Genomic DNA, 19,123 nt, shown 5'->3' on the forward strand with positions numbered 1-19,123 from the left:
CGAGTGTAAGGAAATCCGGTACTGCATACTAACCGAGGTGAAGAAACCTTGTCATAAAGTTGTCATGGCCGCGTCATGGCCGCGTCACATGCTGTTTCTACAATCTTGCGAGTTAGTTTGCTACCGCTCTTACATTCACTCACAAGAAAGAAAAATCATGCAACAGCGCTTCCCACTGAAACCTCTGTGCCTGCTGGTTCTGCAGGCGCTGGCTTGCCACGCCTATGCAGGCGAGGCGGCCGACGCAGCTGCCGACAGCAATCTGGCCGGCGCCGTAGTTGGCCCTATCCAGACCGTAGAGATCACTGGCCGTGGCCAGTCGCGTCAGGTCCAGAACATCAACAAGACGGATCTGGCCGAAGCGCTGCCGGGTACCAGCGCACTCAAAGTGCTGGAGAAACTGCCGGGCGTGAACTTCCAGTCGGCTGATCCGTTCGGTGCCTACGAATGGTCGACCCGCTTCAGCGTGCGCGGCTTCAACCAGAACCAGCTCGGCTTTACGCTCGATGGCGTACCGCTCGGCGACATGAGCTACGGTAACAACAACGGCCTGCACATCAGCCGCGCGATTTCGTCGGAAAACATTGGCAGCGTCACCGTGTCGCAAGGCGCCGGTGCACTGGCCACGGCTTCCACCAGCAACCTCGGTGGCACCGTGCAGTTCTTCTCGCAAATGCCTAACGATGAACTGGGCCTGACCTTCGCCCAGACCTTCGGCAGCGATTCCACCTCGCGTACTTTTGCGCGCGTCGATACGGGTTTGCTGAATGGCGTGACCAAAGCTTATTTGAGCGGTACGCGTCAGCGCACTGACAAGACCAAGGGCGCTGGTGGCCAGAATCAGGACCAGTTGAACTCCAAGTTCGTGTTCAACTTCGGCGAAAACAAGCTGACCGGCTTCCTCAACTATTCCGACCGCCGCGAAGTCGATTATCAGGACGTGTCGCCGGAAATGGTGCAGCGTCTGGGCTACCAGTGGGATAACTATGAAGGCGACTGGCAGCGTGCTGTGAACGCTGCCGCCGGCAAGTTCACGGGTGGCGTGAACAGCATGGATGATGCCTACTACTCGGCTGGTGGCCTGCGCAAGGATACGCTGGGTGGCCTGACGCTGGACCTGAACTTCGGCAGCCATGTGAACCTGAACAGCACCATCTACCACCACGACAACGATGGTCAGGGCCACTGGTACACCCCGTACGTGCCGACTGATGCCGCCAATCCGATTTCGCTGCGTACCACCGAATACTCGATAGGCCGCGATGGCGTGACCAGCAGCCTGACGTGGGAACTGGGCAGCCACACCGTCAACTTCGGTATCTGGGGCGAGCGCAGCAACCACACGGCCAGCCGTAACTACTACGGTGTGACCGGTCCGGCCGACACCATGGTGTTCCTGTCCAAGCCTTTCCGCACTGACTGGAAGCAGAACTTCATCACCACCACCTCGCAGTACTACCTGCAGGACAGCTTCAGCGCCATGGACGGCCAGTTGAAATTCAACGCCGGCTTCAAGGGCATGGACGTAGCCATCAAGGCCACCAATCTGGTGGGCAACCGCGCTGCCGGTGAACTGAGCGCCGAGAAATCCTTCCTGCCGCAGGCCGGCGTCAACTACGCCATCAGCAAGGACGACGAAGTGTTTGCTTCGGCTTCGAAAAACATGCGCGCGTTCCAGCCGGGCGTGAGCGGTCCGTTCTCGCAGACCCAGGTGGCGTTCGATGCCGGCGTCTCGAAACTGAAACCGGAAACTTCGGTCAATCTGGATCTGGGCTACCGCTTCAAGCGCGCTGACGTACAGGGCTCGCTGGCCGTGTACAGCGCCCGCTTCGACGACCGTCAATTGAGCGTTGCCACCTGCGCCGGCATCGTTGGCTGCCCATCGACGCTGGTCAACGTGGGCAAGGTCGATACCAAAGGGGTGGAAGCGATCGGCGTATGGAAGATCAACCGTGAACTGAGCTGGTTCAACTCGGCCACTTTCAATGATTCGAAATACAAATCGGATTACATGGACGGCAAGACGCTGGTGGCCGTCAGCGGCAAGCAGGTGGTCGATGCGCCGCGCGTGCTGTTCAACACGGAAGCTTCGTATGAAAACGCGGGCTGGTTCGCGCGCGTCGGTGCCAAGTACACGGGCAAGCGCTACTACACCTACACCAACGATGCCAGCGTACCGTCGTTCTGGCTGGCCAATCTGTCGGCTGGCTACAAGCTGAAATCGCTGGGTGGCTTGAAAGACCTGACGCTGCAAGCCAACGTCACCAACCTGTTCGACAAGAAGTATCTGAGCTCGATCGGCACCAACGGCTTTACCGCGAGCGATGCCAGCAACACCCTGCAGAGCATGCTGACGGGTGCCCCACGCCAGGTCTTCGTTTCGCTGAACGGCAAGCTGTAATGCGGGCGCCCCTGCTGGCGCTGGTCTGCGGTGCGCTGAACGTTACGGCCGCCGCAGCGGCCACCACGCCGATCGAGCACGTGATTGTGCTGGTCGGCGAGAACCGGACCTTCGATAATCTGTACGGGGTCTACCAGCCGCGCAGGGGGCAGACTGTCTCCAACCTGCTGTCGAAGAAGATCGTCAATCTCGATGGCACGCCGGGCCCACGCTTTGCTGATGCAGCGCAGAAGCTGGGCCTGTCGACGGGCGCTTACACGCCTACGCCGGCCGTCACGGGCAGCTATGCCACGCTGCCGCAGCCGTGGGCGGCCGGTGCTTTCGGCCAGCGTCAGGATGTGCCGGATGTGCGTTTTCCGGCCAGCCTGCCTAACGGTCCGTTCCAGATCACCCATCACGTGGGCTATGGCGCCCACACGGGCGACCCGACCCACCGCTTCTTCCAGATGTGGCAGCAGGTGAATGGCGGTAAGAACGATCTGTTTGTCTGGGTCGGCGATCAGACGGGCCCCGGCCCCAGCAATCCCTTCCCGCTGGCACCCGGCCGCACAGGGCAGGGCGGGGTGGCCATGGGCTTCTACAATATGGCGCGCGGCGACGCCGCCCTGTTCAAACGGCTGGCCGACCAGTATGCGATCGCCGACAATTATCACCAGCCTATCATGGGCGGCACTACGGCCAACTACTTTGCGCTGGCCACGGCTGATGTGGGCGTGTATCTGGAAGACGGCAAGCCGGCCATACCGCCGGCCAAGCTGATCGAAAATCCTGATGCTCAGCCGGGTACCAACAACTGGTACACGGAAGACGGCTACCGTGGCGGCACCTATGTGGCCTGTGCCGATGACAGCCAGCCCGGTGTGGCCGGTATCCGCCAGTTGCTGGCGGCGCTGCCTTACAAGGCCTTCAATGACGGCAATTGCGCAGCGGGCCACTACTACATGGTCAACAACCTCGATCCGGCCTATGGGGCGATGGGGCAGGCGCTGGAACTGGGGCCGGACAAATTCCTGCTGCCGCCGCAGACCATGCCGCATATCGGCGATGCGCTGACGGCGGGCGCGGTGTCGTGGAAGTGGTATAGCGGCGGCCGTAACGACGGCATCAAGGTGGACAAGGAATACTGCGGCATGTGCGATACGCCGACCTTCTTCAGCTCCACCATGCAGGGGCCGGACAAGGCCAAGCTGGTCGATCTGATGCAGTTCTATGTGGATGTAAAAGATGCCGCCACTTTCCCGGCCGTGTCCATCATCGCACCGTATGACAGCATTTCCGGCCATCCCGGCTATGCCATGGAAACCAGTTTCGATGAACTGGTGGCCGGTGTGATCGACCGCGTCCAGGCCAATCCGGCGCTGTGGAAGAATACCGCTATCCTGATTACGTTCGACGAAGGCGGCGGCTATTACGATTCCGGCTATGTGCAGCCTATAGATTTCTTCGGCGACGGTACGCGCATACCGCTGATTGCGGTGTCACCGTGGGCGAAAAAGGGTGTGGTCGATCACACCTATTACGATCACGCGTCGATCGCCAAATTCATCGAGCGTAACTGGTCGCTGCCGCCGCTGTCGGCACGCAGCCGCGACAATCTGCCCAATCCCGTGCACGGCAAGGCCGATCCGTATGTGCCGCTGAACCGTCCCGCGATAGGCGATTTGATGCCGCTGTTCGATTTCTCCAGCAGCCGCCGCTAGTCGGCCAATGATTAGCCAGCGGCCGGTGTTTCTGGCCGGGCGTCGCCGGCAGTCTGCTGCGCGGCGCTCTGGCGTTTCTGCCATTCTTTCAGGGCCACGCGGTAGCGATCGAGTTCGCCCTGATACATGTCTTCCACGCAGAAAGTGCAGCCGCTGTGGCAGCAGTCGCCCGGTGCCGGCGGCTGCGGTGCTTCCGGCTCCGGATCGTGGTTTAGTGTGGCCGGTGGGATCACAGGTGGGTGTGCTTCAGACATCTATTCCTCAAACAGGTGGCATGGCCAGTAGCGCCATGTTACGGCCCTTTTCCTTGGCGCGATAGAGGGCGCGGTCGGCCATCTGCACTAGCTGGTCCGGCGTGCTGTCCTCGCTGGGCACGATGGCGGCCACGCCTATGCTGATGGTCATCACGCCAAACGGCGAGGCCACGTGCGGCAACTGGCGGCGTGCCAGTTCGGCACAGATGGCTTGTGCCGTGCCGTAGGCATCGGTGGCATCGGTGGCTGCGGCAAGCAACGCAAACTCCTCGCCGCCATAGCGCGCTACCAGATCGGAGGTACGCCGGCCATGGCTGGTGATCAGATCGGCCACGGTGCGCAGCGCGCTATCGCCGGCCAGGTGGCCGTAGTGGTCGTTGTATTTTTTGAAGTAGTCGACGTCGAGCATGGTCAGGGCCAGCGTCTGGCCGGTGCGGGCCGCGCGGCGCCATTCCGTCTCCAGCGCCAGATCGAAACCGCGGCGGTTGCTGACGCCCGTCAGACCGTCGGTGGTGGTCAGGGCGGCCAGCTTGCGGTTGGATTCTTCCAGTTCTGCCGTGCGTGCCGTGACCAATTGTTCCAGCTTGGCCTGATGGCGCGTCAGACGGCTGATGCGCACTTTATACAGCAGCAGCAAGGTGCTGACCACCAGCGCAATCAGGCCGGCGCGGAACCACCAGCGCTGCCAGAACGGCGGCGTGATCGTCACTTCCAGCGTGGCCGGCTCGGGATTCCATACGCCCAGATGGTTGGCCGCCTTGACGCGGAAAGTGTAGCGGCCCGGATTGAGGTTGGTATAGCTGGCGCTACGGTGGGCCGCATCGGTTTCCACCCAGTCCTGATCAAAGCCATCTAGCTGGTAGGCATAGCGGTTGAGCGAGGGCTCGGTGTAGTGCAGGGCGGCGAATTCGATCGAAAACACCGAGGCCTGCGCCGACAGGGTCAGCGCAGTGGGCGAGGTGACAGGGCCTTCGGCCTTGACGTTCTCGCCCGGTTTGCCATCCTGCAGCGAGTGGTTGAATACGGTGATGTCGGTGATGGCTACCTGCGGCGGGCGCGAACTGGTACGCACATTGGCTGGTGTGACGGCCGTCATGCCGTGCACGCCGCCGAAGTACAGCACGCCTTTTTCATCGGTGGTGGAGGAGTTGACGGTAAAGCCTTCCGTCAGGCCGTCCGAGGCTGTGAAGCGGGCTACCTGGCCTGTGGCCGGATCGAGCCGGTACAGGCCGGCGATGGTGGAACACCAGATGCGGCCTTCGCTATCGTGTTCGATGGCGAGAATCTTCGGTGCGCGCATGGCGGCCGCGTAGGACTTGAAGCTGACCGTGCCATCACCCTTGAACTGCACCAGATCCAGGCCCTTGCTGGTGCCGACCCAGATGCGGCCCTGCGCATCTTCGTGCAGGCTGGCGATGTTGTCGTCGCTCAGGCTGGCGGCGTCCTTGCTGTTGTGGCGGAAGTGGCGGAATTTGCCGGTGGCCGGGTCGAGCAGGTCGAGGCCGCCGCCATTCCATTCCGAACCAGCCCAGACGCGGCCCTGACGGTCTTCGAGTACGGCCGAGGTGCCATTCACGGCGCGCGTGGTGGGGTCTTTCGGATCGTTGTAGTAGATTTTGCGCGCATCCGTTTTGGGGTCGTAGCGGATCAGGCTATTGCCCGTGGCCAGCCACAGCATGCCAGCCGCGCCGGGCGCGATGGCGTTGATGTAGTCGCTAGCAGTATTGCCGAAGTGGATGACCTGGAACGGGCTGTCCGGCGTGTCGAGGCGGTTCAGGCCGTTGGACGTGCCCAGCCACAGCGGGCCTTTGCTGGCCACGTCCTGATACATGCTGTAGATGATGGAGTGGCTCAGTTTGCCTTTGGTCTTGTCGTCCGCGTGGTAGGTGCGGATCACCGTGCTGGTGGCCGGATCGTACAAGCTCATGCCTACGTTGCCGCCCAGCCAGACGCGCCCGCCCGGCGCTCGCGCCAGACTCAGCAAGGCATTGCTGGCCGGACCGGAACGGCTATCGATGCGGAACGGCACATGGCGCGTAAAGCCTTCGCTGTTCAGATTGGCAAGGCTGATGCCGTCCGTGAACGAGGCGATCCACAGCATGCCGGCGCGGTCCTGCAGCACGGCGCGCAGATTGTCGCCGGGCAGGCTATACGGGTCATCGGCCGCGTGCACGAACTGGTCGAAGCTGGCCGTGGCGTCGTTCCAGCGCAGCAGGCCGGCCGACAGCGTGGTGCACCATAGCGTGCCCTTGTCGTCCAGATTGAAATTGGTGATGCGGCTGTAAGGCGAAGCGATGGCCTGGCGGCTGCTCCAGTCGCTCTTGCCATCCCAGCGGATTACGCCCGATTCCGTACCTATCCACAGCGCGCCGCTGCGGTCGAACTGCAAGGCGCGCACAATGTTGACGCGCGCATCGGGCACGGGGTTGGGGTCGACCTGATGGTGCTGGAAGCGGCTGCTGCCGGGTGCCAGATAGTCTAGCCCGCCGGGCCAGGTGCCTATCCAGACGCCGCCGCGGCTATCGAGTGCCAGCGCATTCAGGTCATTGCTGGCCAGACTATCGGGATTGTCGTCCTCGTGGGCGTAGACGGTGAACTTGCCGTTGGCCGGGTTGAAATGCTGCAGCCCGCCCCAGCTACCCACCCACATGCCATCCTTGCCATCGGAAATGATGTTCTTGATGATGCGGTGGTTCTTGGGCGCCTTGCCGCTGGGCGCGTAGGTGGTGAAGTTGTTGGTGTCGGGATTGAAGCGGGCCAGCCCGTTCTGGGTGCCGGCCCAGATAAAGCCCTGCTTGTCTTCGTAGATGGCCGACACGCGGTCATGGGGCAGGCTGTGCGGATCGCCGGGGATGTTGATGTATTTGACTGCCTGATAGCCGTTGTAGCGGTACAGGCCATTGGTATGCGTACCTATCCAGATAAAGCCCTTGCGGTCCTGCAGCAGCGACAGCATGGACGGTTCGTCGCCGTCGAGCGGACCGAGCTTCTTGAAGCGCAGCGAAGGAACGGGGGCGGCCGCCAGATCGGCGGCGGGCAGAATGCTGAAGACGGTGCAGACAAAAAGGAATAGCCGCAGAGCGCGGCGCAAGGCTGTTGCTAGGTCAGGCATGTTGATTTTCCGTGAACGGCGCAAGCAGCCACGCGCCGTGCTAAACATTAATTGGTATCTGAGTAGAATGACTATTATACATGCCATTGATGCAATGAAATTGGCGTAAACTGACGGTTTTTCGCGCAGTTGCCGCAATTTAGGGTATAGTTTACGGCGCTTATAGTATCGTGCTCACCGCATTACCGCTCCGCCGGTTGTTCCGCACTTCCTCCAGGTTGTCCAGTAGCGCCGGGCCGGCCGCGCAAACACGTTGTTAATTGAAGAAAGCTGGGCTGCCCGCCGTAGGGCCGCCACCCACATTATGTCCGAAACCCAACATTTCACCCCGACCGTGTCCGAGCCAGTTCTGGCCAGTGTGCCTGTTACCGTTGAGCCTGCGATGGCCGTTGAAGCGGCCGTCGAGGCAGCGGTCGCGGTTGAAGTCGCTCCTGCCGCTGTGGCAGTGGCTGTCGAAGTTGTTAGCGAAGTTACCGTAGCCAGCGAAGTTGCCGGCACCGCAGTTGCGGCAGTCGCCGCTGCTGCCACCTCAGCGGCCCCTGAGGTGGCCCCTGTGTCAGCCGAGCCAGCACCAGCAGCACCGGCCGGCGTACGTTTCTCCGACTTCGGCCTGTCGCCGCTGATCCAGCGTGCGCTGACCGAGCAGGGCTATGAACACCCGACGCCTATCCAGGCGCAAGCCATACCCGTGCTGCTGCAAGGCCGCGATGTGATGGGCGCCGCCCAGACGGGCACCGGCAAGACGGCCAGCTTCTCGCTGCCGATTATCCAGATGCTGCTGGCCCACGCGAGCCACAGCACTTCGCCGGCGCGCCACCCTGTGCGCGCGCTGATCCTCACGCCGACGCGCGAACTGGCCGTGCAGGTGGCGGAAAACGTGCAGGCCTATGCCAAGCATACGCCGCTGCGCTCGACCGTGGTGTTCGGCGGCATGGACATGAAGCCGCAGACCGTAATCCTGCGCAATGGCGTGGAAATCGTGATTGCCACCCCGGGCCGTCTGCTCGACCACGTCGAGCAAAAGAATATCGCGCTGAATCAGGTGCAGATGCTGGTGATGGACGAAGCCGACCGCATGCTGGACATGGGCTTCCTGCCCGACCTGCAGCGCATCATCAACCTGCTGCCGGCCAAGCGCCAGAACCTGATGTTCTCCGCCACCTTCTCGCCGGAAATCAAGAAGCTGGCCAACACCTTCCTGAACCAGCCGGTCACCATCGAAGTGGCGCGCAGCAACCAGACCGCCGACAAGGTGACGCAGGTGGTGTACAAAGTGGCCGAGAACCAGAAACATGCGCTGACTGCACATCTGCTGCGCCAGCGCGAGCTGAAGCAGGTAATCATCTTCTCGAATACCAAGATAGGCGCTTCGCGTCTGGCCCGCGGGCTGGAGCAGGAAGGCATGAAAGCCGTCGCCATCCACGGCGACAAGAGCCAGCAGGAGCGTATGGCGGCGCTGGACGCGTTCAAGAAGGGCGAGATCGATATTCTGGTCGCCACCGACGTGGCCGCCCGTGGTCTGGATATTTCCGACCTGCCGTGCGTGATCAACTACGATCTGCCATATAACGCGGAAGACTATGTGCACCGTATTGGCCGTACCGGCCGTGCGGGTGCTTCCGGCGATGCGCTGTCGATTTATTCGGACAAGGACGAGCGTCTGCTGGCCGATATCGAAAAACTCATCAAGCAGACCATCAAGCGTGGCGATCTGGCCGGCTTCAATCCGGCGCCTGCCTATGCGGGCGAGGAGCGCGGCGAACGCCGTGGCCGCCGCGACGATGCGCCGCGCAGCAGCAGCAGCCGCTCCGGCGAACGCGTCGCACCGCGTACGGGCAGCAGCACGTTTGTACCGCGCCGTGAAAAAGTCGATCCATGGTTCCTCAAGCCTTACGAGCCTGCCAAGGCACTGGCACCGGCCAGCACGGCGACGCTGAGCGCGGCGGCGCCGAGTGCGCCCAAACCCAAGCAGAAGCTGGCCTTCCTGCTCGGCGGTGTCCCGCGCAGCTAGTCCGTTCCCTACTCAATCCATGCCGCTCTCTAAACCGAGCGGCATTTTTTTTGCCTGAAAAGAAATTCTCCAAGACAACATTATTTTCAATTTGGAATCGAAATTTGTAGACAGATCAATTTTGTGGCGATATACTTCAAATATCCAATAAGAAATTATTGTTTACAAATTTCAACTAAAAGGGAAAATCATGCGCTTTATCACCATCGCTAAGTCTGCTGCTGTTGTTGCCGCTCTCGTTGCTGGTCAGGCGCATGCCGCTCCGGTCGAACTGATCACCAACGGCAGCTTTGAAACCCTGACCGGCGGCCAGACCCTGAGCAGCGGCAACTGGAGCACCTACAACAACATCGATGGCTGGCACGGTATCGATTACGGTATCGAAGTGCGTAATCGCGTGGCTGGCTCTGCCTACGATGGCAACAATTTCGTCGAACTGGACACCAACCGCAATAGCAGCATGTGGCAGGCGGTTACCGGCCTGAGCGCCGGCAAGCACTACACGCTGAGCTTCGCAATGGCTGACCGTGCCGGTGTGGCCGCCGATTCGCAAGGTTTGCAAGTGTGGTGGAATGGCTCCAAGGTGGCCGAATACACCAATGCCGCTGACTGGACGGTGCAGACGGTGGATCTGGTAGCGGGCAGGGGCTCGAACAAGCTGATCTTCAAGGCCGCTGGTATCAGTGATTCCTACGGTACCTCGCTGGACAAGGTGTCGCTGGTTGCGGCTCCGATACCTGAGCCAGAAACCTATGGCATGCTGCTGGCCGGTCTGGCCCTGGTGGGTGCTGTGGCTCGCCGCAAAGCACGCAAGGCCTAAGCTGCGGCCGCTGAACAGCGGCGCTGGCAAGCAACGCGCTGACGGGTGTCACCACCCGCAGCGCGTTTTTTTTGGCCGGGCACGGACGTGCAGTCGTTACCGTCTTGTCACAGTGTCGTGTTATGGTAGCGGGCTATGAAGAAACTATTTGCCCTGATCCTGCTGCTGGCGGCGCAGACCGTGCTGGCGCGTCCCACCGCGCCGCTGATTTTGATTTCGATCGATGGCTTTCGCGCCGATTATCTGGAGCGCGGCGTGACCCCGCATCTGACGGCGCTGGCGGCGCGCGGCGTGCGTGCGCAGGCCATGCGGCCGTCCTTCCCTTCGCTGACTTTTCCCAACCACTACACGCTGGTGACGGGCTTGCGCCCCGACCACCACGGGCTGGTGGGCAATGTCATCATTGATCCAGCTATCCCGGAACGGCGCTTTCAGATCCGCGATAAACAGGCTGTGCTGGACCGGCGCTGGTGGGATCAGGGCGTGCCCGCATGGGTAAAGGCCGAACAGCACGGGCTGCGTTCGGCCTCCGTATTCTGGCCCGGCAGCGAAGCCGATATACAGGGCGTGCGTCCCACGCTGGCGCCACCGTACGACGATGAGATGACGCCCGAGCAGCGGGTCGATCTGCTGCTGTCCTGGCTGGACCAGCCGCAGCAGCAATGGGATTTCCTGTCGCTGTATTTCAGCCATCTTGACCATGCCGGCCACGATTACGGTCCGGTGGCCGAGCAGACCACGGCCGCCATCGCGCGGGCCGATCAGGCCATAGGCCGCTTGCTGGCTGGTCTGCAGCAGCGCGGCATACAGGCCAATCTGGTGGTGGTGGCAGATCACGGCATGGCTGCCGTCAGTCCGCAGCGCGTGATCCGCCTGGACCAGTTGGCGCCTGAAGGCAGTTACGCGCATGTGGTGGACGGTCCGTATGCAGGGCTGGATCCGCGCGCGGGGCGGGAGGCCGAGCTGGAAGCAGCATTGCTCAAGCCGTGGCCGCATATGCAGTGCTGGCGCAAGCAGGACATACCGGCGCGGCTGGCGTATGGCAGCCATGTGCGTGTGCCGGCGCTGATCTGTCTGGCCGAACCGGGCTGGAGCATCGTTTTCAGTGCCGAGCAGGCCGCCAAAGTCCACGGTGGCCGGCACGGCTACGATCCGGCTGCGCCCGAGATGGCGGCGCTGTGTATTGCGGCCGGGCCCGGACTGCGCAGCGGCATGCTGCTGCCGGCCTTCGATAACGTCGACGTGTATCCGCTGCTGATGCATCTGCTGGGGCTGCCGGCGCGGGCGACCGATGGCCAGCTCACACCATGGCTGCCGGCCTTGCGCTAGCGGCAAGGCGGAAGCTTTTTACAATTCTTGCAATTTTCTGTGGCATTTGCCCGTCCAGGCTGGTTTACAATGAGCGATTTTTCGCTCTGTATCTGTCGCCATGAAACGTGAACCACTGTCCGCCAGCGCCGTCGAGGCGCCCATCGTTGCGCCGCCCCATCCGGCCTACCGACCCGATATCGATGGCCTGCGCGCGATTGCCGTGCTGGCCGTGGTGCTGTTCCACGCTTTTCCGAGCTTGCTGCCGGGCGGCTTCATCGGCGTCGATATTTTCTTCATCATTTCCGGTTTCCTGATCGGCAGCATCATCATGGGCGAAATGGCCCAGCAGCGCTTCAGCTTTGCGCGCTTCTACGGGCGCCGCATCAAGCGCATCTTCCCTGCGCTGGCGCTGGTAATGGCCTGCTGTTTGGTGGCCGGCTGGCAGGTGCTGTTCGCCGATGAATTCCGCATGCTGGGGCGCCATCTGGTCGCTGGTGCGGGCTTTATGTCCAACCTGCTGCTGTGGAGCGAAGTAGGCTACTTCGACACGGCGGCCGATACCAAGCCGCTGCTGCATCTGTGGTCGCTCGGCATCGAAGAACAGTTCTATATTTTCTGGCCCATCCTGCTGATGCTGGCACAGCGCTGGCGCCAGCGCGCGTGGCTGTGGGCACTGGTACTGGGCGGCCTGTCCTTCCTGCTGAATGTGGCGCTGGTGCACCGTTATCCGAGCGCGACCTTCTATTCGCCGGCCAGCCGCGTGTGGGAACTGCTGATGGGCAGCATGCTGGCTTATCTGACGCTGCACGGCCAGACGCTGGCCGGACTGCTGCGCGCGGGATCGACGGCGGCCGTGGCACCAGCGCCCGCGCCCAGTGCGCAGCGGCGCAATCTGTATAGCGTGCTGGGCATGGCCCTGCTGCTGGCAGGGTTCATATTGATTAGCCGTAACCGCGCGTTCCCCGGCTGGTGGGCGCTGTTACCGACCACGGGTGCCGTGCTGCTGATCGCCGCCGGTCCGCAGGCCTGGTGCAATCGCTATGTGCTGGCGCAGCCGCTGCTGGTGTGGGTCGGTCTGATCAGCTATCCGCTCTATCTGTGGCACTGGCCGCTGCTCTCGTTCGCGCACATCCTGCACTCGGCTCAGCCGGCATGGCAGATCCGTGCTGCTGCCGTGCTGCTGGCAGTGCTGCTGGCGTGGCTGACTTACCGCGTGCTCGAGCAGCGCGTGCGTGCACCGGCCCATAGCCGGCGCAAGATCATCGTGCTGAGCGGGCTGATGACGCTGGTGGCAGCGGCCGGCCTGTGGCTGGCTACCCATGCGGGCCTGCCCGAGCGTTCCGGCATCGTCGCCAATGCAGCCTTGCAGAAGTCGCTGATCGTGGTGGAGGATGTGGCCAATGCGGAAGCTTGCAAAGCCCGTTACGGTTTCGCCAGCAAGTATGAATACTGCCTGCTCGATCAGGTGAAGCAGGAGCCGACGGTGGTGCTGATCGGTGATAGCCATGCCTACCATCTGGTGGCTGGCCTGACGCGCTATTACCACGAGCATGGCGGCAATCTGCTGATGCTGGGCACGCGCGTGCCCTTCATCGGCCTGCCCACCGGCGACGATCCCTATCAGCAGGCCACCCCGCGCATGCTGGAACTGGCTTTGAATACGACCAGTGTGAAGACGGTGATTTTCTCGACCGCGCTCAAGCTGCATGAAGGTAATCCCGACGGCGTGGCGACGGTGCAGGCCTTGCGCACGACGCTAGAGCGCTTCAGTGCCGCCGGCAAGCAACTGGTGTGGGTGAACGATGTGCCCATGCTGGACTTCGAACCGCGTTCCTGCATCGGTCGCCCCGGTATGAGGCTGGTCGGGGCAGGCGTGGATTGCACGCTGCCGCGTGCCACCTTCGAACGCAATACGGCCGGCCATGCGGCCATCGTGGCACGCCTGCTCAAGGACATGCCGCAAGTGAAAGTGTTTGATACGGCGGCGCCGCTATGTGACGCCAGCCGCTGCCATGTGATGCTGGACGGGAAGCTGATGTACCGTGATACCCATCACCTGAGCTACGACGGTGACCTGTACGTGGCCAGCACTTACGCACGTCAACTGGGGCTGGCGCCTTAATCGCCGGCGCGCTGTGCGGCGGACCGGCAGGCCCGCCGTGACAGCCGCTTGCTAGCGGAATTCCAGCTTGGCCAACATCATGCCCAATAGGCGCTGATCTTCGCCGAGGCCCAGCGTATGCGGCGACTTTGCATCGGGCAGGGTGAAGCTCAGTTCCACCTCGCTGCGCTGGTCGGCCGCTAGTGGCAGCGTGAGCTGCTGCTGCGCATGGGCGGCGTCAAAGACAAATTCCTGCACGGCGCCGCCATTCACGCGTAGCTGCACGCGCTGGCGCCGGTCTTGTTGCACAAACGCGGATGCGTGCAGCGTGAGACTGCGTGGCCGCTGACCGTTTAGCTGCGGTAGCGGGCACTGGATGCTGGCGCTGGCCTGTTCGCTCCAGCGCCCCGAGGGTTCGGCAAAGCTGAAGCCACGTAGCGTGCAAGGTGGCGGCAAGGCTAGGCTACCGAGTTCGATCACTGGCTGGGCTGCTACCAGTTCGCGTGTTACGCAGCGTGCTTCCAGCATGGGGAAGGCCTTGCTGGAGCCGGGCAGTGCACACTGGCTCAGTTTGCTCAGGGTCGAGTTCTGGCCAGTCAGTACTACGCCATCGAGCTTGGCTTCGCCCAGTGGTGCCAGCATTTCAAACGCGGCTTCACGGCTGGTGCGGAAGATGCCCAGACTGTACATATAATCGAGATAGGTGTCGCTGTGCGTCATCTGCAGGACGTAGACATTGCGCGCCGGCGTATCGGCCAGCAGCAGGTCGCGCCGCAGCGTGAGCTGGTGCTCGAGCTGGACCAGATCGGATGCATCGCGTTTCGGTCCCTGCGGTTGCACGGCATAGCAGCACAGGGCGGCCAGTGCCGGCAGCAACAGCAGCTGTGCGGCCGCGCGTTCGCTGCGGCTGGCGTGCGGCGCGCTATTCCAGTGGCGCAGCATGGGCAGCAGTGCGAGCAGCAGCAGCAAGGCCGTGTCGAGCGCGAAGATGTGCTTTTTGACGGCATATTCGGAACCCTGTCCGAGCTGCAGGGCGATCAACTGCAGCACGCACATGCCGCTGACGGCCACACCGTACAGGGCCAGATACTTGAGCCCCAGCGCCTGACGGCCCTGCGCAGGCGCGGTGTGCGCGAGGCTGCGCCAGCGCCATGCCAGCAGTGCGGCCAGCACCAGCACGGCCAGTGCCAGCACGGCCATACTTTTCATGTTGGGAATATAGACCAGATCGAGCACGCCATTGTTGGCGGCGATTTCTTTCATGGCGATATAGCTGGGGTGCTTGATGAACACCAGCGCACCAAGCACGGCCAGCGCTGCGCTGGCGCCGAGCTGGCGCAGCGTGGGACGGCGCTGGCATAGATCGAACAGCAGGCTGGCACCGAGCAGGCCCAGTAATTCGGAGGCGGGCAGCAAGTGCACCAGTGCCACTACGGCGATGCCGGCAATGATGAACAGGTGGCGGCACCACGCGCGCGCACCGCGCCGTTCCAGTAACAGCGCGGCCAGCAGTACCAGCAGCGCGCCGGCATGGCCTACCAGCTGGGCGTAAAAATAGTAGCCGCTGATTTCACTCGCATGCACGAACAGTTGCAGGCTGGCGCGATTGGCCAGCGCGAGCGCGGCCAGCAGCAGCGCGCAGCACCAGCGGGCACGCAGCGGCAGCGCCAGCAGCACGGCGCTCAGCGTGGCCCAGATGAGGGCGATCGACAGCCCGGCCAGCAGTTGCATGCCAGCCAGCGGTGAGCCGAGCAGCTTGCCCAGCAATGCAGCTAGCTGGTGCGAGCCGCGCGGGTAGATATTCATCTCGCCCAGACTGCGATCGATGCCGGGCGCTAGCGACCAGTCCTGATACAGCCTGGCCGTCAAGGCGTAGTGGTGGCCCAGATCGGTGGTGTAGGCATACAGGGCATCCATCCCTCTGAGTACCAGTGGCAGCAGGGCCAGTACCAGCAGGAGCAGCATCCATGGGCGCAGGCTGTTCTGGCTGCGCGCGTGGTCGGCATGGCCCGCCATGATCAGTGCTTTCCGCCCAGCCGTGCCAGCAGCGCCTGCGCGGCAGCGCGGCCTTCGCGGATGGCGTAGTTGGTGCCGCGGTCTTCCGGATAGATCTGCGCCATGGTGCTGATGCGGGCATTGGCAAACGGTGTCTGCGCGGCCGGCACATACGACGAGTAATTGCGTTCCGTGACCGGCTGCGCATAGTCGGCGCGCCAGATCTGGTAGTCGCGGATCCAGTCGCGCTGCATGGCCGGGAACATGCGCTGCAGATGGCTCAGGGCGAAGTCCAGATAGGCTGCATCGTCCATGGCCCACAGCGGGTCTTCCTTGGCCAGATAGCGCGACAGGAAGACGATGTGCTTGCCGTCGTAGTTGGCCGGACTATCGAAGTTGGTATGCTCGATCACGCCGACGAAGGGGAAGCCCGGATCGTTGACGTTGAGCCAGTAGGTATCGGACAGGCTGCGGTCCAGTTGCAGCACCAGACAGGCATTGGCCAGATACTTCACGCGGCGCAGGCTGGCCAGCCAGTCGGCCTTGGCGCTGCTCTGGAAAATATCGGCAATGATGGGCAGCGCAGGCGTAAACAGGAATTCACGCGCCGTGTAGCGGCCCTGTGCCGTCTGCACGGCCTGCACCTGCTGGCCGTCGGCCGTCAGCTCCAGGCTACTGACAGGAGTACCGTACTGTACGCGGCCACCGAGGCGGGTGATTTCATCGGCCATGGCCTGCGCCAGCCGGCCGAAACCGCCCTTGAAATAGGCCAGTTGTTCGCCGCCCTTGGCATCGCGCGTACTGCCGCGCAGTACCAGCTTCTTCCACATCCACACGGCGTTGATGGCATCGGCAAAAATGCCGAACTTGTTTTCGATCAGCGGCTGCCACACGATGCGGTAGACGTTTTTGCCGCACAGGGGTTCCAGCCATTCGCGGATCGTCAGGTGTTCGATCGCGCGCCAGTCCTTGACGCTGCGCACGCGCAGCACCAGCAGGCCGAGACGGATGCGGTCGATCAGCGAGAGCGGTTTGAAGCGCAGCAGGTCGAGCGGCGTAGACAACCGCCAGTGGCGGCCATTGAAATACATGCCGGTCTTGGACGGCATGATCTGGATCTCGCCTTCCAGCCCCAGTTCGCGCACCAGTTGCGGCACATAGCTATCGTTGTCGAACCAGTGGTGGTAGAACTTTTCGATGGTCACGCCATCGCGGAACTGGAAGGTGCCGGCCAGGCCGCCCGGGCCGCTGTCGCCGTCGAGCACCAGCACGCGCTGGCCGGCGCGGGCCAGATCGAGGGCGGCACTGAGGCCGGTGAAACCTGCGCCGACGATGGCGACGTCGTAGTCGGGAGTGTTATTCAGATTAGCAGTCATGGAACAATATCAGTTGGCAGGCGCGGCTTGCGCGCTCTGGAAAGTAAAGCGGCGGTTCAGGGCAAACTGCAGCACCACCACCATCGGCAGCGTGAGCAGCTTGGCCAGACGGGCATCGAGGCCAGCCTGCTGTACCAGCAGCCACAGTAGCACGGCTGATGCCGTATAGCCGACCGTGGCTACGCCGAGGAACAGGGTCAGGCGCTGCAGCACGCGGTCGCGCTGGCGGAAGGTGATGATGCGGTTGAGCGTGAAGCTGAGCAGCGTGCCCGTCAGATAGCCAAGCACATTGGCGGCCTGGTACCACATGCCATGGCCAATGCTGAGGTGGTAGACCAGATAGTCGCTCGATACACCGAGCCCGCCGCACAGGCAGTAAAGCAGAAACTGCATCATGCTTGCTCCTCCGGCAGGCCGACCGTGGCGCCGATCACATACTGGGGCCGGCCGTTCAGGGTGAGCAGCACGCGGCCCAGGTATTCGCCGAGCATGCCCAGTGCCACCAGTTGCACGCCGCCGATGATCAAGACCGTCACGATCAGCGAAGACCAGCCGATAGGCATGCGGTCCAGCGTGAATTTCTGGATGATCAGCAGGACGGCCAGCACAAAGCCCAGCCCCGCCATGGCCATGCCGGCGAACGAGGTCAGACGCAGCGGCACGATGGAAAAGCTGGTGGCCATTTTGAGCCACAGCGAGATGGATTTTTTCAGGCTGTAGCCGCTGTCGCCGGCAAAGCGCGTATGGTGCGCCACCGTCACGCTGCCGATATTGCGCGTGGCCGACAGGATCAGGCCATCCACATACACATACGGACCGTGGTAGCGCAGCACATCGCGCGCAATGCTGGCGCGCATGGCGCGGAACGGCGACAGGTACAGGCCTTTGGGCTTTTTCATCAGATAGCTGGCGACCTTGTCATTGAGGCGGCTGCCCAGCAGCTTCCATGCCGCGTGCTGGCGCTGGGCGAAGCTGGCGTAGACCACGTCGCGCCCTTTATCGAGTTCGGCCAGCAGGGTAGGGATGTCGGACGGCGCATGCTGCAGGTCGTCGTCCATGGTGACGATGACGGCGCCGCGCGCACGTGCCAGGCCGGCCATGATGGCATTGTGCTGGCCGGCGTTCATGCGCAGGTGGATGCCGCGCACCCACGGGTACTGGGCCGAGAGTTCGGTCAGCACTTGCCAACTGCGGTCGGGCGAACAGTCGCACACGAAGATGGCTTCGTAGCTGCCGCGGATGGCGGGCAGGCTGTCTAGCGTGTCCTGCAGGCGGCTCACCAGTTCAGGCAGCACCAGTTCGCTGCCGTACACGGGTATCACCAGCGACAGGGCGAGGGAGGTTTCAGTGGCCATAGTATTTGCGGATCAGGTTAATGATGTAATCAGGGCCGAATTCCAGACCGATGGCACGCGCGGCCGCCATCGACAGTTCCACGTCGAGCTGGTAATGGTCACCTGCATCGACTTCGGTGTACTGGGCGCGTCGGCCCAGCACCTGTTCGAAAGTATGCACGAGTTCGGGCACGGGCACGGAGAACGGGCAGGCCACGTTGGTGATCACGCCATCGGCCCAGTGGTGGTCGATCAGCTGGGCGACGATGGCGGCCACGTCTTCCACGTCGATCAGATTGCGCCAGGCGCGCAGCCAGAGCTGGAATGGTTTGGCTTCGGTGATCTGTTCGTTGAGGTAGTTGGTCAGCGTGTAGGGATTGGGCGTGCTGCCTACCACCTGCGGCAGGCGGATGATGGCCATCTGCCGGTTACGTGCCGTAATCAGCGCTTCCATCGCACGCTTGTGCCGCACGTAGGGCGTATGGGCCAGTTCTGCATCGTGTACCGAGCAGCTACTGAAATACACGGTGAACAGCCCGAGTCTGAGGGCTTCTTCCAGCATGGCCTGTTCGCGCGCATATTCTTCGGCACGGGTTTCGCGCGAATTCGAGACGCCGGAAGCGAACACCAGGACGTCGTTGCGGGTGCGGAAATGGGGGGCGCATGCTTGCGCCAGGAGTCCGTTGCCAATAATCATTTAGGATGGGT

At 62.5% G+C, this 19,123-nt stretch carries 13 protein-coding genes; 6 read left to right on the top strand and 7 right to left on the bottom strand.

From position 1 onward, the window contains the following. Positions 1-157: 157 nt before the first annotated feature. A complete protein-coding gene (locus GM655_RS02330; RefSeq protein WP_155433009.1) occupies positions 158-2,401 on the top strand; it encodes a TonB-dependent receptor in 2,244 nt (747 codons plus the stop codon). Beyond that, on the top strand, positions 2,401-4,101 hold the full coding sequence (locus GM655_RS02335; protein WP_155433010.1) for an alkaline phosphatase family protein: 1,701 nt from the start codon (positions 2,401-2,403) through the stop codon (positions 4,099-4,101). Before GM655_RS02330 ends, GM655_RS02335 begins: the two co-directional genes overlap by 1 nt. Before the next feature lie 11 nt (positions 4,102-4,112). Here GM655_RS02335 and GM655_RS02340 read toward each other — a convergent pair whose 3' ends face one another. Both GM655_RS02340 and GM655_RS02345 read right to left on the bottom strand, forming a co-directional pair. Beyond that, positions 4,113-4,355 (bottom strand): oxidoreductase-like domain-containing protein, encoded by a 243-nt coding sequence (locus tag GM655_RS02340; RefSeq protein ID WP_155433011.1) that lies wholly within the window; start codon positions 4,353-4,355, stop codon positions 4,113-4,115. 7 nt (positions 4,356-4,362) lie between these two features. Next, positions 4,363-7,467 (bottom strand): diguanylate cyclase, encoded by a 3,105-nt coding sequence (locus GM655_RS02345; RefSeq protein WP_155433012.1) that lies wholly within the window; start codon positions 7,465-7,467, stop codon positions 4,363-4,365. Between the two features lie 304 nt (positions 7,468-7,771). Here GM655_RS02345 and GM655_RS02350 point away from each other — a divergent pair, with 304 nt between their 5' ends. The 4 genes from GM655_RS02350 to GM655_RS02365 all read left to right on the top strand — a co-directional run bounded on the left by GM655_RS02350 (position 7,772) and on the right by GM655_RS02365 (position 13,731). Next, positions 7,772-9,478, top strand: coding sequence for a DEAD/DEAH box helicase (locus GM655_RS02350; RefSeq protein ID WP_229632339.1), 1,707 nt, complete (start codon positions 7,772-7,774; stop codon positions 9,476-9,478). A gap of 190 nt (positions 9,479-9,668) precedes the next feature. Beyond that, positions 9,669-10,298 carry an FxDxF family PEP-CTERM protein gene (locus tag GM655_RS02355; RefSeq protein WP_155433013.1) on the top strand — a complete coding sequence of 210 codons (630 nt, stop codon included), beginning with the start codon at positions 9,669-9,671 and terminating at the stop codon, positions 10,296-10,298. Between the two features lie 135 nt (positions 10,299-10,433). Further along, positions 10,434-11,627, top strand: a complete 1,194-nt coding sequence (locus GM655_RS02360) for an alkaline phosphatase family protein (protein WP_155433014.1) — start codon at positions 10,434-10,436, stop codon at positions 11,625-11,627. A gap of 100 nt (positions 11,628-11,727) precedes the next feature. Then, positions 11,728-13,731: an acyltransferase family protein gene (locus GM655_RS02365; RefSeq protein ID WP_155433015.1), complete on the top strand. Its 2,004-nt coding sequence runs from the start codon at positions 11,728-11,730 to the stop codon at positions 13,729-13,731. A gap of 51 nt (positions 13,732-13,782) precedes the next feature. Here the strand turns inward: GM655_RS02365 and GM655_RS02370 are convergent, their stop codons facing one another. The 5 genes from GM655_RS02370 to GM655_RS02390 are packed head-to-tail and all read right to left on the bottom strand — an operon-like array spanning position 13,783 to position 19,112. After that, positions 13,783-15,726, bottom strand: a complete 1,944-nt coding sequence (locus tag GM655_RS02370) for a DUF7024 domain-containing protein (RefSeq protein ID WP_155433016.1) — start codon at positions 15,724-15,726, stop codon at positions 13,783-13,785. 2 nt (positions 15,727-15,728) lie between these two features. Further along, a complete protein-coding gene (locus GM655_RS02375) occupies positions 15,729-17,081 on the bottom strand; it encodes an NAD(P)/FAD-dependent oxidoreductase (protein WP_229632340.1) in 1,353 nt (450 codons plus the stop codon). A 9-nt stretch (positions 17,082-17,090) separates the two neighbouring features. Then, entirely contained in the window at positions 17,091-17,477 is a 387-nt protein-coding gene (locus GM655_RS02380) for a GtrA family protein (RefSeq protein ID WP_155433017.1), read from the bottom strand. Then, positions 17,474-18,436: a glycosyltransferase family 2 protein gene (locus tag GM655_RS02385; protein WP_155433018.1), complete on the bottom strand. Its 963-nt coding sequence runs from the start codon at positions 18,434-18,436 to the stop codon at positions 17,474-17,476. The genes GM655_RS02380 and GM655_RS02385 overlap by 4 nt, the downstream gene beginning before the upstream one ends. After that, the gene (locus GM655_RS02390; protein ID WP_155433019.1) at positions 18,426-19,112 is read right to left on the bottom strand and encodes an NAD-dependent epimerase/dehydratase family protein; all 687 of its coding nucleotides are present in this window, start codon (positions 19,110-19,112) and stop codon (positions 18,426-18,428) included. The genes GM655_RS02385 and GM655_RS02390 overlap by 11 nt, the downstream gene beginning before the upstream one ends. Positions 19,113-19,123 lie beyond the last annotated feature (11 nt).

The organism is Pseudoduganella danionis (assembly GCF_009720775.1).
Lineage (GTDB): Bacteria > Pseudomonadota > Gammaproteobacteria > Burkholderiales > Burkholderiaceae_D > Rugamonas > Rugamonas danionis.

What these genes read in the sequence shown, in the direction of transcription:
- GM655_RS02350 (WP_229632339.1), top strand. Translation starts at nt 7,772, where the DNA reads ATGTCCGAAACCCAACATTTCACCCCGACCGTGTCCGAGCCAGTTCTG.
- GM655_RS02330 (WP_155433009.1), top strand. Translation starts at nt 158, where the DNA reads ATGCAACAGCGCTTCCCACTGAAACCTCTGTGCCTGCTGGTTCTGCAG.
- GM655_RS02335 (WP_155433010.1), top strand. Translation starts at nt 2,401, where the DNA reads ATGCGGGCGCCCCTGCTGGCGCTGGTCTGCGGTGCGCTGAACGTTACG.
- GM655_RS02385 (WP_155433018.1), bottom strand. Translation starts at nt 18,436, where the DNA reads ATGGCCACTGAAACCTCCCTCGCCCTGTCGCTGGTGATACCCGTGTAC.
- GM655_RS02340 (WP_155433011.1), bottom strand. Translation starts at nt 4,355, where the DNA reads ATGTCTGAAGCACACCCACCTGTGATCCCACCGGCCACACTAAACCAC.
- GM655_RS02365 (WP_155433015.1), top strand. Translation starts at nt 11,728, where the DNA reads ATGAAACGTGAACCACTGTCCGCCAGCGCCGTCGAGGCGCCCATCGTT.
- GM655_RS02345 (WP_155433012.1), bottom strand. Translation starts at nt 7,467, where the DNA reads ATGCCTGACCTAGCAACAGCCTTGCGCCGCGCTCTGCGGCTATTCCTT.
- GM655_RS02375 (WP_229632340.1), bottom strand. Translation starts at nt 17,081, where the DNA reads ATGACTGCTAATCTGAATAACACTCCCGACTACGACGTCGCCATCGTC.
- GM655_RS02355 (WP_155433013.1), top strand. Translation starts at nt 9,669, where the DNA reads ATGCGCTTTATCACCATCGCTAAGTCTGCTGCTGTTGTTGCCGCTCTC.
- GM655_RS02370 (WP_155433016.1), bottom strand. Translation starts at nt 15,726, where the DNA reads ATGGCGGGCCATGCCGACCACGCGCGCAGCCAGAACAGCCTGCGCCCA.
- GM655_RS02390 (WP_155433019.1), bottom strand. Translation starts at nt 19,112, where the DNA reads ATGATTATTGGCAACGGACTCCTGGCGCAAGCATGCGCCCCCCATTTC.
- GM655_RS02360 (WP_155433014.1), top strand. Translation starts at nt 10,434, where the DNA reads ATGAAGAAACTATTTGCCCTGATCCTGCTGCTGGCGGCGCAGACCGTG.
- GM655_RS02380 (WP_155433017.1), bottom strand. Translation starts at nt 17,477, where the DNA reads ATGATGCAGTTTCTGCTTTACTGCCTGTGCGGCGGGCTCGGTGTATCG.